The organism is Rhodohalobacter halophilus (assembly GCF_001715195.1).
Classification (GTDB): Bacteria; Bacteroidota; Rhodothermia; order Balneolales; family Balneolaceae; genus Rhodohalobacter; species Rhodohalobacter halophilus.
Genome location: NZ_MDWE01000019.1, coordinates 1 through 15,896, shown reverse-complemented (window position 1 = coordinate 15,896; position 15,896 = coordinate 1). Strand labels below are relative to the sequence as shown.

General features: G+C 44.9%; 13 protein-coding genes. 2 read left to right on the top strand and 11 right to left on the bottom strand.

All coding sequences use genetic code 11. The annotated features are described in order from the left end of the window. Positions 1 to 15: 15 nt before the first annotated feature. Complete coding sequence (trhO, locus tag BG260_RS06380) at positions 16 to 999, top strand: oxygen-dependent tRNA uridine(34) hydroxylase TrhO (protein WP_069131132.1); 984 nt, start codon at positions 16 to 18, stop codon at positions 997 to 999. After that, complete coding sequence (locus BG260_RS06375; RefSeq protein ID WP_069131131.1) at positions 941 to 1,831, top strand: pseudouridine synthase; 891 nt, start codon at positions 941 to 943, stop codon at positions 1,829 to 1,831. Before trhO ends, BG260_RS06375 begins: the two co-directional genes overlap by 59 nt. A gap of 17 nt (positions 1,832 to 1,848) precedes the next feature. Here the strand turns inward: BG260_RS06375 and BG260_RS06370 are convergent, their stop codons facing one another. The 11 genes from BG260_RS06370 to BG260_RS06320 all read right to left on the bottom strand — a co-directional run bounded on the left by BG260_RS06370 (position 1,849) and on the right by BG260_RS06320 (position 15,594). Further along, positions 1,849 to 2,958 carry a hypothetical protein gene (locus BG260_RS06370; RefSeq protein WP_069131130.1) on the bottom strand — a complete coding sequence of 370 codons (1,110 nt, stop codon included), beginning with the start codon at positions 2,956 to 2,958 and terminating at the stop codon, positions 1,849 to 1,851. A 12-nt stretch (positions 2,959 to 2,970) separates the two neighbouring features. Further along, entirely contained in the window at positions 2,971 to 3,618 is a 648-nt protein-coding gene (locus tag BG260_RS06365; protein WP_069131129.1) for a hypothetical protein, read from the bottom strand. Positions 3,619 to 3,642: 24 nt separating this feature from the next. Continuing rightward, the gene (locus BG260_RS06360) at positions 3,643 to 4,149 is read right to left on the bottom strand and encodes a hypothetical protein (protein ID WP_069131128.1); all 507 of its coding nucleotides are present in this window, start codon (positions 4,147 to 4,149) and stop codon (positions 3,643 to 3,645) included. A 227-nt stretch (positions 4,150 to 4,376) separates the two neighbouring features. Next, positions 4,377 to 5,333: a malate dehydrogenase gene (mdh, locus tag BG260_RS06355; RefSeq protein ID WP_069131127.1), complete on the bottom strand. Its 957-nt coding sequence runs from the start codon at positions 5,331 to 5,333 to the stop codon at positions 4,377 to 4,379. 129 nt (positions 5,334 to 5,462) lie between these two features. Continuing rightward, complete coding sequence (locus BG260_RS06350; RefSeq protein WP_069131126.1) at positions 5,463 to 6,332, bottom strand: NAD(+)/NADH kinase; 870 nt, start codon at positions 6,330 to 6,332, stop codon at positions 5,463 to 5,465. Continuing rightward, positions 6,329 to 7,822 carry an ABC transporter substrate-binding protein gene (locus BG260_RS06345; RefSeq protein ID WP_069131125.1) on the bottom strand — a complete coding sequence of 498 codons (1,494 nt, stop codon included), beginning with the start codon at positions 7,820 to 7,822 and terminating at the stop codon, positions 6,329 to 6,331. The genes BG260_RS06350 and BG260_RS06345 overlap by 4 nt, the downstream gene beginning before the upstream one ends. Before the next feature lie 3 nt (positions 7,823 to 7,825). Next, positions 7,826 to 9,010 carry a D-alanine--D-alanine ligase family protein gene (locus BG260_RS06340; RefSeq protein ID WP_083750137.1) on the bottom strand — a complete coding sequence of 395 codons (1,185 nt, stop codon included), beginning with the start codon at positions 9,008 to 9,010 and terminating at the stop codon, positions 7,826 to 7,828. A 144-nt stretch (positions 9,011 to 9,154) separates the two neighbouring features. Next, positions 9,155 to 11,983, bottom strand: a complete 2,829-nt coding sequence (gene carB, locus BG260_RS06335) for a carbamoyl-phosphate synthase large subunit (protein WP_069131124.1) — start codon at positions 11,981 to 11,983, stop codon at positions 9,155 to 9,157. A gap of 92 nt (positions 11,984 to 12,075) precedes the next feature. Then, positions 12,076 to 13,179: a glutamine-hydrolyzing carbamoyl-phosphate synthase small subunit gene (carA, locus tag BG260_RS06330; protein ID WP_069131123.1), complete on the bottom strand. Its 1,104-nt coding sequence runs from the start codon at positions 13,177 to 13,179 to the stop codon at positions 12,076 to 12,078. 311 nt (positions 13,180 to 13,490) lie between these two features. Then, positions 13,491 to 15,200, bottom strand: a complete 1,710-nt coding sequence (locus BG260_RS06325; protein ID WP_069131122.1) for an AbgT family transporter — start codon at positions 15,198 to 15,200, stop codon at positions 13,491 to 13,493. A 16-nt stretch (positions 15,201 to 15,216) separates the two neighbouring features. Beyond that, positions 15,217 to 15,594, bottom strand: coding sequence for a hypothetical protein (locus tag BG260_RS06320; protein WP_069131121.1), 378 nt, complete (start codon positions 15,592 to 15,594; stop codon positions 15,217 to 15,219). Positions 15,595 to 15,896 lie beyond the last annotated feature (302 nt).

Below are 15,896 nucleotides of genomic sequence, written 5' to 3'. Positions count from 1 at the left end.
AAAACGTCTATTTCCATGAAGTACGAAGTGATTCTCTATTACAACTTCAAACATATCGAAAATCCGGAACAGTTTTGTGAGGATCATAAAGCCTTTTTAAAAGATCTTGGGGTAAAAGGCCGCGTGTATATTAGTGATGAGGGCCTTAATGGAACTCTTGGCGGTACGCCTGAGCAGATGCAGGCGTATAAAGAGTATGTTTGGAATCTGCCTGGATTTGAAGACACGGAGTTTAAAACAGACATGCACGATACCATACCTTTCGCCAAGCTGAAGTGCAAGGTCCGTGAAGAGATTGTAGCTCTGCATATGGACGGGGTGAACCCCGAGGATGGCGGATATCATATGCCTCCGAATGAGTGGAGAAAGACAATGGAGTCCGGCGAGGATTATGTGATGATCGACGTTCGGAACGACTACGAATCAAAAGTGGGCCATTTTGAGGGAGCCGTAAAACCTCAAGTTGAAAATTTTTTCGATTTCCCAAAGTGGCTTGAAGAAAAAGAGCAGGAGATTCCGAAAGATAAAAAAGTGCTGATGTACTGCACCGGCGGCATCCGTTGCGAGAAGTTTTCCGTTCTGATGAAGAAGAAGGGCTGGGAAGATGTGAATCAGCTGCATGGCGGAATTTTGAACTACGCCAAGGAAGAGGGAGGCGAACACTTTAAGGGGAAGTGCTTTGTGTTTGATGACCGCCTTGTGGTTCCGGTCAATAAGGACAACCTGGAGCCGGTGGCGCACTGCGAAATTACCGGGAAACCGGCGGATAATTACATCAACTGCGCAAATATGGAGTGCAATAAACTGTTTGTCTGCTCCGAAGAGGGTGCAAGATTGATGGAAGGTTGCTGTAGTGAAGAGTGTAAGCAGAGTGAATTCAAGCGCCCTTTCGATCCCGACAATGCATTTCGTCCGTTCAGAAAATGGTACAACTACTTTGATGATGAGTTTAAAGAGAGAGAAGTCAGCGTGCCCGGTTCGGGTGGTTGCTCCGTATGAGCTGACCCGCACCATTCGCGTTAAACCCGCTGATTCCGGAAAAACTGTTCTCGACTTTTTTGATGAGCGGTTTCCGTATTTGGGTCGGGATCATTGGGCAGACCGTATCCATAGAGGGTGGGTTTTGAGGGAGAATCAACCTGTTGCTGCTGACTTTACCGTAAAACCTCACCTCAGGCTGCATCACTACTCTCCGAAAGTTAAAGAGCCGGCAGTGGCTTCGGATGTCCGTATTTTGGATGAGACCGATGACTGGCTGGCAGTCTATAAGCCGGCGCCCCTGCCTATGCACCAGGGCGGACGATACTACAAAAACACGCTACTCTACATGCTTGATGAGGTGGGTTACAAAAACCTGAAAATGGTTCATAGATTGGATGCCGTGACCTCAGGCGTGGTTCTGCTGGCCAAACATAAAGAGTCAGCCAAAACATTGAGAGTTGCGTTTGAGTCTGGCACTGTTCGGAAAGTATATCACGCGGTTGTGCACGGAGAGATGTCGGAGCCGGTTACCGTTCAGGCGCCCATCCGAAGGAAAAGAGGATTTGTGTTTGAGTGCGGTGAAGGACTGACAGGAGCTAAATCTGCAGTTACGAAATTTTTTCCTGAAGAGATTAATGACGGAAAAACCGTAGTACGGTGTGAGCCGGTGACCGGCAGAACCCATCAGATACGTTTACACCTGAAACACGTCGGATATCCAATTTTTGATGATCCGATTTATGGTCCGAATGGTGATAACACCGGCCAAAAACTACAAAACTCCGCAATTAGCTTGCGGAGTTTTGGTATAGAAATTGATGGGTTGGGGATTGATATCAATTTAATTTGACTCAATCAGGGATTATATTAGTTTCGGCGGATATTTTCTGTTGCAACCAAAATCGTGTATTTATTCTGCTCAACAGCATTGGCAGCAGCCATTTTTGCATAGTTCTCGCCCTTACAATCGTAATTGATTTCAATATTTCCACCCAAATCAATGTCGATGGGATCCAATAAATTATCCCCTGTATTTCCAATTAGAACAGAGCCATTGATTGTGGGTGTACCCTTGCCGTCAAATAGCTTGGCATTTTCAAAAATAACCAAACCGTTAAATGTAAAGTTACCGGCAACACTTAGTTCTGGGTCACTTTCCATTTCCATATTTCCGTTATCTCGAATAATTAAAATACCATAGCCTTCCGTATTCCCTTTGAGTTTAACCTGATCCTCCACAAGAAAAACTCCGGGAGTGGTCGCAGTTCCGTACTGAGATTTATCACCATAAATAGTCTCTGCATATCCGGAATTTAATAAGCGCTCAATAAGCTCATCGGTCGGCTCGTAATTCAGTTCAGAATCGACTACGATGTCACCGTCTAATAGATCTCCGCCATCCTTCTTCAAGGGTTCAAGAAGCAATTTGTCTTTGGTAGTTTGGGATTGTGTGGTAATAGGTGGTTTGTTTTCCGGGCAAGAAGAATTGACCCCATTAATCTCATGTGCTGCACCATCAACGTTAAAGTTACCTACGTCGGTGGGTAATTGAAGTGCTCCGGTAAAATCAGGTACCAGTTCAAAAAACGGTCGCTTTTCGTAGCGACTACGAACTTCCACGAAACGGTTACCAAACTCTTTACCGAGCTGTGCTTTGGAGTAGAACCAGATATTATCATGATCTCCGGATGTCCAATAGTCGTTTTGTTCGTAAACGGTATGCAACCTGACTTCCAACCCCTGTACTTCGGTTACCCAGGGAGATGTTTCACTGTAAGAATTTGGCCAGTCGTCATCTTTGTTGATCTCCTGCATAGCCATTTGTACTGCCGTGTGAGCAGCGTTTTTAGCCATCGTGTATTCGGCATAATCTACATTTTGCTGAGTGATCATACGTGCTGTGCTGTTTGTTCCCATCGATATAATACCGATTGACATCAAAACGCCCGCACAGATAATTAACATTGCTCGTCCCATAGTGGATTGGTTTTAATCGAGATTTAAATTTATCGGAGTGAATCTCTTATCCCATACCGAAGAAACATATCTTCCATCTCCGGTTGATCGCTTATACATTTTTTCTGCACTTTGCACCTCCAGTTCAACATGGATTTGCTTTACATTAGAGATGTCTGAGCAGCCGGTGGCAACAGACGTTCCTTCACTTTTTGGCTTACCATAATTGGTGTCATCAAAGTAAGTCAGTTCGAAACGGGTTACTCCCAGCAGGATATCTGTTTGATCTAAAATAGAACCATCATCATTATAGACTGTACGAACCAACGGCCTGTGATCATCATTACTTGTGCCGGGTACATCCTCAGTTTTCTTAAACTCCCATTCAATCAGTTTTGGGGTTACTGTTGAGTCGTCATGTATGTTTCGATAAAAACTGATTCGGTTAGCCAATTTACAGTTTAATATGGCACCCATTGTTTCCTGGGTCGTTTGGTTGACATCATAACCCATATTTGAGAAATCATCATTGATCATATCTGTAATACTGGAAACATGACTTCTTGTAATCTGCGCAATTGTTAGCTCTGCAGTACTATTGCTCACATTAATGTTGACCATCACAATGCCCAGCATAATCATGCCGGCAATGATAAAACTTGTAACCATGCTGAGATTCATATCAGAGTCTCCACAATTGAAATGTTATTCTGCATAATAATTCCGTATAAATTCCAATTTGTAACCTCGAGGTTGTTCACCGCTTCTTAAAAAGTCACTTGTAATATTAACTTCAATTTTTTTAAACGTAGACTGATTTGGAATTTCTTCGTAGTTAACATCATCTACATAGAAGACTTCTACATCAATGATAAAATCACCGTGTGAGGTTTGAATGGTATCTGTATAACCATGGTAATCTTCAAAAGCGATAAATTGATGGCGCTCTTTATTGTTTGGAAAGTCGGATGAAGGAGTAAAGCCTTCTGGGATCATTGTAGGCGGTGTAGAGCTATTGTAGGTTACCCTGTCGTAAGCTTTGGTTCTGGCCTCCTCAATAATCTCCTGACCGATCGAAATTACTTGCTGTTCCAATTCACCGTCAATTTGCATCACCGTATTCCGGTGAATCATTCGGTTGGCGTTCATCATAATCACCGAAAAGATGATCATCGCTGCCATGGTTTGTAAAACTTCACTGTAGCCGATCATATATCTAGCCTAATGGTGAATGGAATTTGTATTCAGTTATGTAGGTAACTCATGAAGCTTCTACGAGCTGACCTACCAGCTATAGTATAAAGAGAATAACTAACGGATTTTGTTACAGTTTTCTTAATTCGAGGCTTCTGTAATTAAAAAACCCCAATACGGCGGGGCCATATCAGGGCTTAAATGCAAGTAGTGAAGAGCCAAGTCTTCTTTTATTTGCGGTTTGTTTATTTGTCCATCAGCTTTTTGAAGTCATCCAACGTGGAGCGGACTGCTTTTTCTGATGCTCTTAAAAGTTCGGTTTCTGATTCGTCTAAATCAACCTCAATAATCTCCTTGATACCGCCATGACCCAGTTTAACGGGTACGCCCAGGAAGATATCTTTAATGTCGTACTCGCCTTCGAGCAACACGGCACATGGGAATATACGATTTTGATCGAGCATTATTGCCTCAACCATTTGAGCAGCCGCTGCACCGGGTGCGTACCATGCGGATGTCCCCATCAGGCCAACAATTTCGCCGCCGCCTTTCTTGGTTCGCTCAACAATGGCGTCCAGTTTGTCATTGTCGATCAACTGTGTAACCGGAATACCCGAAACGGTTGTGTAACGAGGCAGCGGAACCATGGTGTCGCCATGACCGCCCATCAGCAGTGCCTGAATATCTTTAGGTGATACATCCAATTCGCTTGCCAGGAATGCGCGGTATCGGGCGGTGTCCAGAATACCGGCCATACCCATTACTTTATTTTTATCGAGGCCGCTGGCGGTGTGTGCCACATAGGTCATCACGTCCAGCGGGTTTGAAACCACGATAATAATGGTGTCCGGTGAATATTTCACCAGCTCTTCGGTTACTCCTTTTACAATTTTACTGTTAATTTCGAGCAAGTCATCCCGGCTCATTCCCGGACGACGCGGAACACCGGCCGTAATCACACAAACATCAGAATCTTTGGTGTCTTTGTAATCAACGGTTCCGGTCAGGCGTGTGTCAAAACCGGAAATGGGCGCTGTTTCCCACTGATCGAGCGCCCGTCCTTTGGAAGGGTAAAACGTTTTGTCGCCGTCTTTCTTCTCGATGTCGAGCATCACAACTTCTTTGGCGAAATCGCGCTCTGCAATGCTAAATGCTACGGTTGAGCCAACATTTCCACCGGCTCCTACTACTGTTACTTTCATGATTTTCTGTTTTTTAGTTAGAAATAAACTTTTTGGCAGACGTTAATGCATTTCAAGTTTGGTCCCCTGAAGATTGCTCCTTATAAAATAACGGAAATATGAGTGTAATTGAAGTGATTTTGGAGAGTTTTATCCTTTTCTACGATCCATTCCCCACATTAACTTATTTCGCAGGGTTTCAAAATAATTTTGATCGGGAAGCTGAATTAAGCGAATGGAAAAATCACTTCGCACAATGTTTACCTCAAACTCTGATTCGCTGGGTTGTATAATTCCGTCATAGGCAAAAAGTGTATTTTTACCGCTCTCAGCACTTCGAATAGTCAATGTCTTGTTATCGGGCAGAACCAGGGGGCGGGTTGTGAGCGTGTGAGGGTTGATGGGGGTGAGTAGCATTACCGGTGTGGATGGCATAACAATAGAGCCTCCGGCTGATAGATTATAAGCCGTAGAACCGGTTGGCGTGGAAACTAAAAGCCCATCGGCCCAGTAACTGTTGATGAACTCACCATCATAATCTGCTTGGAGGGTTATCATTGAAGAAGTTTCTTTCTTTGTAAATAGAAACTCGTTCAGGGCATAATAGGAGTTGCCACCCGAAGATGTGGCTTTGAGCATTCTCCGCTCATCTATTTTATAATTTTCGGCAACAACCTGTTCCAGTGTATGATCAATCATATCAGGCTGAATGTTGGCCATGAAACCAAGCTTGCCGGAGTTGATGCCAAGTACAGGCCGGTTATCATTTTTAATTAGATGTGCCGTGTGAAGAAGCGTTCCGTCCCCTCCAACCGCAATGACGATATCACTCTCTTGTACAGCATCTGTCTCAGATTTTAGAGCCGTGGCGCTTTTGGAGGAGTCCAGATCGGGAAAGTGTGATTTGAGAGAAAGAGGCACATAAAGTGAATGGTTATTCTCTTCGCACCACTTAAAAATCTGATCTATCGGTTCCTGTACTGAGTATTTGTCTGGATTTGCTAAAATGGAAAATTTCATGAATCGTCCCTGTCAGATTCATCAACCTCTACATTTTCAACCGACAGTTTCCAAGGTACTGCAGTAGAACTCAAGCCTTTTACATAGTTGTGATGGATTCCAAAAATCGTGGTTTTGGCGGTGAGCCAAAGATTTTCTTTAGAAAAACCTAGAAATTCATTGTGAATATGATCTGCTGAGCGGCTATACAGGATTGTTTCGGGAGTTGGAGTCCGGATATCAAGGAAAGTGAGTGATGAGTCACCTCCAAAAAGTGAGTTATTTAGATCGTTGAAAATGATTCGTGCAAATGGATTGTCAGTAAACACGATATAAAACTCACCGCTGTTCACTTCGTTTTCTTCGTTATCGAGAGTTTCATACTTCTGAAAACGGATATCTCCACTCAGTGATAGCTGATCTCTTTCTAAATTGTTTAATCGATATTTAAATGCATCCAGATTCTGCTCACTATTCCCATTCAAATAAACGTTGGTAAGTCTTTGAGCAGAATGCTCGATCAGCTGAAACTGTCCACTGTAAGAGCTCGTGATTTGACCTTCTGTGTTTACGACTTGCTGCTGAATTAGCGGACTCATTTCAGGAATCCAATCGATATTTTGACGGGCAAACTGTTGAAAAATTTCAGACTCGCTGCTGAAAAAACTGAAATTAATTCTGTTGATTGGATAGCTTCCAACCTGCTCGGTAAAACGCGGGGATGGATTTCGAGCCAGTATGACTGCGTTTTCACTTTTCTCGTTTAATATATACGGTCCGGTACCAACCGGCTGATTTTTTAAACCCGGCTCACGATTTTCAACTGCTTCTCTCGGATAAATTGAGAGGTAGGGTGATGCGAGTTTGTGTAAAAACTGGTCGTCAGGATGTTTTAGTGTAAAACGAATTGTTGCGTTGTTGATAACTTCAATCCCTGATACTCCAGAAATTACCCGTTGATCCGGATCATATACATTCCGTTGCTCCAAATAGTAGTTTTCAAATCCCCGAACATTCATCAAAAGCTGTGCAGCTGTGTGTGGTACTCCATTTCTTGCTGTTCGTTCAAATGCCCATTTTACATCTTGAGCTTGAATTCTCCGGCCTACACCTGCACTGAAAACATTACTGTCGTGAAAATAGAGGTCACGATTGATTGTAAGGAGATACTGTCTGCCGTCTTCGGATACTTCGGTATTTGTGACCAGTTTTGGCTCCGGTTCACCGTTATCATTTAATTCAAAGAGACCGTCATAAATGAGTGAAATAACCCGCAATGAGCTTAAATTTTCAGCAAAAAGCGGATCCAGATTGGTAACCGGTTCAAGTAAACCAATGCTCAGCTGCATAAATTCATCCTGAGGTTGCAAAACAGCTTCTTGGTCCGTTGTGTCCGCTGCACTTTCAGGCGATCGGTCGACAACTGTGACAGTGTCTGTAGTGCCGCAACTTTGAAGGATTAAAAACAACGAAATGAGCAGCAAGTATGAGGTAAATGTTCGTGAGATCATAGCTTATTTATTCCCTTTTAGACCTTTGATGCCTTTAACAGCTTTTTGGCTCAGTAAGTTTGTGTCGTATGTTAAAACCCTGCCATTTTTTTTCTGATGGTTTGTAACGGCAATATCGATCATTTCAGTGAGCAGGCTGTCGAACCCGATTCCTGACTCTTTCCAAAGGTAGAACGAAAAAGAACCGGGTATGGTGTTAATTTCGTTAAAGTAGAAATTTTCGGTTTCTGACTCTACCAGAAAGTCGAGACGTGCCAGCCCGCTGCAGTTAAATAACCGGAAGATTTTTTTAGATGTTTCCTGAATTGAATTTGAGAGAGATTCGGAAATGTTTGCAGGAATTTCACGATCAGCGGATGCCATCCCTTTTGAAGCATCATCTCTCATATATTTATCTGCAAAAGAAAGCAGTTCTTCGGTACCGAGCGGACGTTCACATACGCTTGCAACCGGTTTTTCGGCCGTGCCCTTTACAGAACAATTAATTTCTGTTAGTGGAGATATAGCCTTTTCTATCAATAAGTGATTATCATATCGAAAAGCTGTTTCAACAGCTTCAATCAATTTTTCTTTGTCGTTTACAACTTCAACCCCGATACTGCTGCCTAGGTGAACAGGCTTCACCACACACGGATAGTTCAGCGTTTCAACTTTATTTAAAATCTTTCCCTGATTTTCTATCCAGTTCGATTCAGTAAAATGAATGCCTTCCACAACAGGAATTCCGGCAGATCTGCAGAGAGACTTAGCCGTGACTTTATCCATGCCAACGGCCGAACCCATTACACCGCTGCCTGTGTATGGAATGTTAAACTGTTCGCAAACGCCTTGAAATGAGCCGTTTTCGCCTGCAGAACCGTGAAATGACGTCAGTACTGCATACACGATATGCTGAGCGGCTCTCGAAAAGAGTCCTCCCTTCTTTTCCTCAAGAACGGTTTGCCCCAGTTCATTATGAGTAAAATGGCAAGGGGTCGCGTTTTCAGTCAGTTTACCGAGATCCTCATACTGTTTTAAATCGAGCAGAGGAGCTCCGGTAAACCACTTTCCGCTCTTTGCAATGTAGAGCGGGATAATATTATAATCTGAACCTTCAAGGGCATGAATAGCCTGCATGGCTGTCAGAACGGATACTTCGTGTTCCGGGGAGGCGCCGCCGAAAGCAACAATGAGATTTTTTTCCATCATAGAGTCTTGTCAATTTATTTGATGATACAAAGTTCACCTTTTAATTGACAGAATAATCATTCGATGGAGTCCCAATCCTGAACTATCCACAACCGCACAACTATGATGAACTATTCAGTCCCTTAAGCTTGAGCCGTGATGATTCTATTTTGAGAGGTACAAGCTCTTAAACTCATACGGCTTCTTAAAGTGTTCATCATTGAAATCCTTTGCGAAGTAAATACTTTCTCCGGTTGATTTCATCTCGGGACCCAGCTCCTTCTTCACTTCCGGGAATTTATCAAATGGGAACACCGGCTCTTTAATTGCCCAGTTCACCAGCTTCGATTCCAGATCAAACTCTTTGAGTTTAGCACCAAGCATCACCTTCACCCCAATCGCGGCTTCCGGTCGCTGTGTGGCTTTGGCCAGGAACGGGATGGTTCGGGTGGTTCGGGGATTGGCTTCCAATACATATACTTTCTCATCCTTGACCGCATACTGCACATTCAGGAATCCGAGGATCTCCATATTTTCAGCAATTTTCTTCTGGTACTCCTCAATCGTTTTAATGACCTCATCGCTTAGCGAGTATGGTGGTACGACTGCTGTCGAATCTCCGGAGTGAACCCCGGCCGGCTCAATATGCTGCATGATGCCTGCAATGTGTAGCTGACCGCCATCATATACCGAATCTACATCCACCTCAATGGCGTGCTCCAGGTATTTATCGATCAGGAAGGCATTTTCGGGATGGGTTTTCAGGATGTTTGCAACATATTTTCGTAGCTCTTCTTCTTTTACCGCGATTCGCATTCCCTGTCCGCCGAGTACATAACTTGGGCGGATGAGAACCGGATACCCAATTCTGCCGGCAATTTTAACCGCCTCTTCCACTTCTCTTGCGGTTCCATACTCCGGGAATGGGATGTCCAGCTTCTTGAGGAATTTGGAGAACTCGCCCCGGTCTTCGGCAAAATCTATCATGGCAAAATCAGTTCCAAAGATCTTGATGCCTTCTTCCACAAATCGCTTGCCAAGCTTAAGGGCCGTTTGTCCCCCCACCTGAAGAATGACTCCTTCCGGTTTTTCGTGGTCGATGATATCCAAAACCCGCTCCCAGTATACCGGCTCAAAGTAAAGCTTGTCAGCAAAATCGAAGTCGGTGGATACCGTTTCGGGATTACAGTTCACCATGATAGCCTCGTATCCCATTTCCTTGGCAGCCAAAACGGCGTGCGTGCAGGAATAATCAAATTCAATTCCCTGTCCAATTCGGTTCGGGCCGCTTCCCAGAATCAGGACTTTCTTCTTGTCAGTCATTTCACTTTCGTTTTCCCCTTCGTAAGCAGAATAGTAGTATGGGGTTTGCGCCGGGAATTCCGCAGCACAAGTATCCACCATCTTGAAGGATGGGGTGAGGCCAAGTTCTTTTCGTCGGTCACGGACTTTCTTGTCGTCCACTTTTTCACCGCTCTTGCTCAGTAAATACGCGATCTGTGAATCAGAAAAACCGGCCTGTTTCAGCTCAAAGAAATCGTCTTTGGAGATCTCTTTGAGAGTTTGACCTTCAGTCCGGTTTTCCAACGAGACCATGTATCGGATCTGTTGCAAAAACCAAGGATCTACTTTGGTGATGTCGGCAATTTCTTCGACGGAAGCGCCCAGTTTGAATGCATTTCGGATTTGCATGGAGCGATCCCAATAGGGCTTAAGGAGTCGATCGCGCACTGTCTTTCGGTCGAACTCTTCGTAGCCATCGGCTCCTAAGCCATCGCGGCCAACTTCCAGTGACTGCCACGCTTTGTTTAAGGCTTCGGGGAAGTTTCGCCCGATCGACATCACCTCTCCCACCGCTTTCATCTGTGTAGTCAGCTCTTCATCCACGCCGGGGAATTTGTCGAAGTTAAATCTCGGAATTTTGCAGACTACATAATCGATACTTGGCTCAAAGCAGGCCGATGTGGTTCCGGTAATCTGATTTTTGAGTTCATCCAGTGTGTAACCAACGGCCAGCTTCGTGGCCACTTTCGCGATTGGGTAGCCGGTAGCTTTGGAGGCAAGTGCTGAAGAGCGGCTCACCCGCGGGTTGATTTCGATGGCTACTAATCGGTCACTTCCCGGTTCCATGGCAAACTGCACATTACAGCCACCCGCAAAGGTTCCGATACTCCGCATCATCTTGATCGCTGCATCACGCATGTGTTGCAACTGTTTGTCAGACAGCGTTTGTGTTGGTGCTACGGTTACCGAATCCCCGGTGTGAACCCCCATCGGATCCATATTTTCGATGGAGCAGATGATGATCACATTGTCGTTTGCATCCCGCAGAAGCTCCAGCTCGTACTCTTTCCATCCAAAAATAGACTCCTCGATTAGTACCTGGTGAACGGGACTCAGTTCCAGCCCACGGAGTACTTTTCGTTCAAATTCATCTTCGTTCCATACGATACCGCCGCCGGCTCCGCCCATTGTAAATGACGGACGTATAACAATCGGTAAGCCGCCCAGCTCTTCCTTAATCTCTTTGGCGTCAAGCAGCGATTGGGCAGTGCGGCTTTTACACTGCTCGATCCCAATCTCCTCCATCTTATCTCGGAATAGCTGTCGATCTTCAGTCAGTTCAACAGCGTCTATATCTACCCCGATGATCTTAATATCATTTTCTTTCCAGAAATTCTCTTTCTCGAGATCTCGGCAGAGATTTAAACCGGTTTGTCCGCCCATGGTTGGAAGCACGGCATCCGGTTTTTCTTTCGCTACAATTTCCCGGATGGAATCGGTGGTCATAGGAAGCATATAAACGGCATCGGCCATAATCGGATCCGTCATAATTGTTGCCGGGTTCGAGTTGATGAGCACAATCTTATATCCCTCCTCCTGCAGGGATCGGCAAGCCTGAGAGCCGGAGTAGTCAAATTCGCAAGCCTGGCCAATTACAATAGGTCCTGAACCAATGATCAAAATTTTGTTGATATCGTCGCGTCTGGGCATTTTTCGAGGTTTTTTGTAGTCGTTTTAAAAAGTTGGATCGTTGTTTGTATAGCTGTAAAGAGCCTTTAAATCTCAAGACTCAAATCTTACATCTATTTTTGCTCCTTCATCATGTCGATAAACTGATCGAACAGGTACGCTGAATCATGCGGGCCGGGAGAAGCTTCGGGGTGATATTGCACCGAAAAGCCCGGAAAGTTCTTAAACTTTAATCCTTCAATCGTGCCGTCGTTCAGGTTGATGTGAGTCACATCGGCGATCTTTTCATCCAGCGAATCCTCATCCACGGCAAATCCGTGGTTTTGTGTAGAAATTTCCACCAGACCGGTAGCCAAATTTTTTACGGGTTGATTGGCTCCGCGGTGACCAACAAACATCTTGGTGGTTTTGAGTCCTTCGCTGAGCGCCATTAACTGATGGCCGAGGCAGATCCCGAACATCGGCTTGCCGGTACTTTTTGCATAATTCACAGCTTCAAGGGCATATTCTGCCGTTGCTGTGGGGTCGCCCGGGCCGTTGCTGAAAAAGTAGCCGTCGGCTTCCCACTCTTTGATCTCATCTGCTGATGTTTTGGCCGGAAAGATCCGGAGTGTGCATCCGCGTTTGTTCAAGTTGTTGATGATGTTTTGCTTAATGCCGTAGTCAAATGCAGCTACGCGAAATTCGTCCTTTCCATTTACGGTTTGGGCTTCGGAACGAGTTACTTTCGTGGCGAGCTCAAGCCCCTCCATGTCGTCCCAGTTTTTGGCCATTTCAACAAGCTTTTTCTCGTCGAGCTCTGTACTGGATATGACTGCATTCATCACTCCCTGTTCGCGGATGTGACGAACCAGCATTCGTGTATCAACCCCGGAGATACCCGTAATTTCATTGTCCTCAAGATACTCCTGAAGACTTCGGTCAGCCATCGGGTTGCTATACTCATCAGAAAAAGCTCGGCAGATGACTCCTGCCACCATCACTTTTCGGGCTTCATCGTCGCGTGGCTGGGTTCCGTAGTTTCCAATGTGCGGGTAGGTCATCATCATCAGCTGCCCGAAATAGCTGGGGTCGGTGAAAATTTCCTGGTAGCCGGTCATACTCGTGTTAAAGCAGAGTTCGCCACCGGTGATGCCGTCATGGCCAATGGCCCGGCCGTGAACAACAGTTCCGTCGCTAAGTGCTAATATGGCTTTTTTTCTTGGATTTAGAGACATGAATCAGTTCTGTTTCTGGGTTTTTGTGTGGTAGGTTGGAAGGATTTTAGAGCTGTAACTTCAAAATTTTGCTCAAAAAAAATCCGACTACGGAAACCGCGTCGGATTAATGAAACTGTATTAACTATGAGGAATGCCATTAATTGCACGACCTCCATTTTTGGGTGTGCGTTGGCAAAGTTTCTAATCTATGGATTGCTGTCTGAAAGATTTTTCTACGAGCTTTTTTGAAGTTTGACAAAGATAAGCAGTCGAGAGTTTCGATTCAACGTTCATTGAGATTTTAATAAATTTGATTTGAGCTGCTCGTCTCAATTTCCTCCTGAAGCTCCATCAATCATGTAGTAGATCTCCTCTCCCGGCCCGACAGGAATTCCCAGGCCAAAGACCATGATATAAAATAGAATAATCCATCCTATGAGGAAGAAAATACTGTATGGAAGCATCATCGCGATAATGGTTCCGATTCCCAGGTCTTTGTCGTACTTATTGGCAAAAGCGAGGATCAAACCGAAGTAGCTCATCATCGGGGTGATGATGTTTGTTACAGAGTCGCCAATTCGATAGGCAGCCTGAATCACTTCGGGCGTGTATCCGATCAGCATCAGCATGGGGACGAAGATGGGTGCGGTAACGGCCCACTGAGCAGAGGCGGAACCGAGCATCAGGTTCACGGAACCCGAGACCAGAATAAATCCGATGAAAATAATGGGCCCTGTGGCTCCCATACTCTGCAGGAATTCAGCCCCCTTTACAGCAAAAATCTGCCCTAGATTACTCCATCCAAAATAGGCGACAAACTGTGCAGCAAAGAAAACAATCACAATATAAAGGCCGAGTGTAGACATCGCATTCGACATTCCCTTAATGATGTCGCGGTCCGACTCCATGGTGCCCACAAGTTTTCCGTAGACAAATCCGGGTATAAGGAAGCAGATGAAAATAAATGTCACCACGCCGCGAAGGAATGGGGAATCTTTCCAGTCGCCGGTTTCGGGGTTTCTTAAAATTCCGTTTTCAGGAACAATTGTGAGTGCTAAAATTCCAAACATAATAACGATGGAGACGCCGGTCCATTTAAGCGCCCGGATCTCCTTTTCAGTCAACGGATCCATAGAAGCTTCCTCAGAAAGATCTTCCATCGCCATGCTTTCGTCATATTCTCCAAGTTTTGGCTCAACAATACGGAGTGTAACAAACGCGCCGAGAGCTGTAATCATAAAGGTGCTTACAAACATGAAGTAGTAGTTTGCGGTGGCAACTACTACATAGTCGGGATCGATCAGGTTGGCTGCTTCCTGGGTAAGTCCGGCCAGCAGCGGATCGATGGTTCCCAATAGAAGATTGGCGCTATATCCACCTGAAACACAGGCAAAAGCACACGCAAGACCCGCCATCGGGTGGCGCCCCATAGAGTGAAAAATAACTGCGGAGAGAGGAACGAGCACAACATATCCCATCTCTGAGGCCGTGTTTGAAATGACCGCCGAAAAACAGATCGCAATGGTAACCAGGTTTTTGGGGGTTACAATGAACCGGAAAATCTTTTTTGGTATAGCTGTAATTCCTGATCCGATTTCACCTTCAGGTTTGAATGCTGCTGCTTTCAACACAATGCCCCGTATAACGGCACTGATCAAGCCTGAATGCTCAGCAACACCCACACCCAGCAAGGCTACCAGAACCACCCCGAGCGGTGCAAAACCGGTGAAGTTGGAGACCATATTTGTGACAATCATTCGAAGTCCTTCCGCATTTAGCAGGCTAACCGGCCGGATGATGCCGTCCGGAGCTCTTCCGCCGGAACCTTCGGGTCGTGGATCGGCAGCACTCCATTCCATCCATTCTGCAAATCCGCTGAGTAACACTACACCAAAAGCAAAAAGAGCGAAAAGTGTTACAGGGTGAGGCAGCAGGTTTCCAAGCCACTCTACAAAATCGAGAAACCTTGTGAATAACGACTTTTTCTCGGTGCCCTGCTCAGGCACATTGGGATCATCAGTTTTTGGATATTCACTCATAAAATTGAAAGGCTTTTTATTTCAAATGTTTGGCATGTTTTGTGCCGAGAATTAAATCAGGTTTGAAGGCTGATTTGAAAAAATATCCCGTAGTGGCTGCTACGGCACCCATCAGTCCCCCAATCACAAATGTGAGGATTAAGACATTTTCTGAAGTGTGAACCTGCAGCATCTCAGCAATTCGGCCGGTAAGTATTCCCTCATTTAATACATGGATATAGAATGCCTGAACAAACCAGGCTGAGCCTACTCCGGCAAAACCGATCAGAAATGCGTGGACCCATCGATCCAGCATGAGGGCTCCAATAATGAGCGCCGGTGCAACTCCAATCCACCAGGGAAAGAAAAGATTTAAAAACCAGGTAATAGCAAAGATGATAAAAAATGGCAGCATGTAAACAGATCGGGTTAGAATATGCAACGTTGGAGTATAGGAGTTTGCAGGATAAACCGAAATAACCGGATTGATGTCATAACTCTTATTGCAACCGAGAATTTAATAATCGCGGAGATACTTTTTAAAAAAGCGTTTTTCCGGAGAATAAAACTGACAGAAGTTACGGTCTCAATTTTGATCTGATAGTGATTATTCTGATCTTTCAGGTCGTAATTTTATTGCGTAAAAAACATATTCACAATCAGAAATTAAGTAAAAATCAACATGGCAAAGGTTGAAGTCGTGATGCCCCAGATGGG

Bases quoted from the DNA above. Each gene is read 5' to 3' on its own strand.
- trhO (WP_069131132.1), top strand. From the start codon at position 16: ATGAAGTACGAAGTGATTCTCTATTACAACTTCAAACATATCGAAAAT.
- BG260_RS06375 (WP_069131131.1), top strand. From the start codon at position 941: ATGATGAGTTTAAAGAGAGAGAAGTCAGCGTGCCCGGTTCGGGTGGTT.
- BG260_RS06370 (WP_069131130.1), bottom strand. From the start codon at position 2,958: ATGGGACGAGCAATGTTAATTATCTGTGCGGGCGTTTTGATGTCAATC.
- BG260_RS06365 (WP_069131129.1), bottom strand. From the start codon at position 3,618: ATGAATCTCAGCATGGTTACAAGTTTTATCATTGCCGGCATGATTATG.
- BG260_RS06360 (WP_069131128.1), bottom strand. From the start codon at position 4,149: ATGATCGGCTACAGTGAAGTTTTACAAACCATGGCAGCGATGATCATC.
- mdh (WP_069131127.1), bottom strand. From the start codon at position 5,333: ATGAAAGTAACAGTAGTAGGAGCCGGTGGAAATGTTGGCTCAACCGTA.
- BG260_RS06350 (WP_069131126.1), bottom strand. From the start codon at position 6,332: ATGAAATTTTCCATTTTAGCAAATCCAGACAAATACTCAGTACAGGAA.
- BG260_RS06345 (WP_069131125.1), bottom strand. From the start codon at position 7,822: ATGATCTCACGAACATTTACCTCATACTTGCTGCTCATTTCGTTGTTT.
- BG260_RS06340 (WP_083750137.1), bottom strand. From the start codon at position 9,010: ATGATGGAAAAAAATCTCATTGTTGCTTTCGGCGGCGCCTCCCCGGAA.
- carB (WP_069131124.1), bottom strand. From the start codon at position 11,983: ATGCCCAGACGCGACGATATCAACAAAATTTTGATCATTGGTTCAGGA.
- carA (WP_069131123.1), bottom strand. From the start codon at position 13,179: ATGTCTCTAAATCCAAGAAAAAAAGCCATATTAGCACTTAGCGACGGA.
- BG260_RS06325 (WP_069131122.1), bottom strand. From the start codon at position 15,200: ATGAGTGAATATCCAAAAACTGATGATCCCAATGTGCCTGAGCAGGGC.
- BG260_RS06320 (WP_069131121.1), bottom strand. From the start codon at position 15,594: ATGCTGCCATTTTTTATCATCTTTGCTATTACCTGGTTTTTAAATCTT.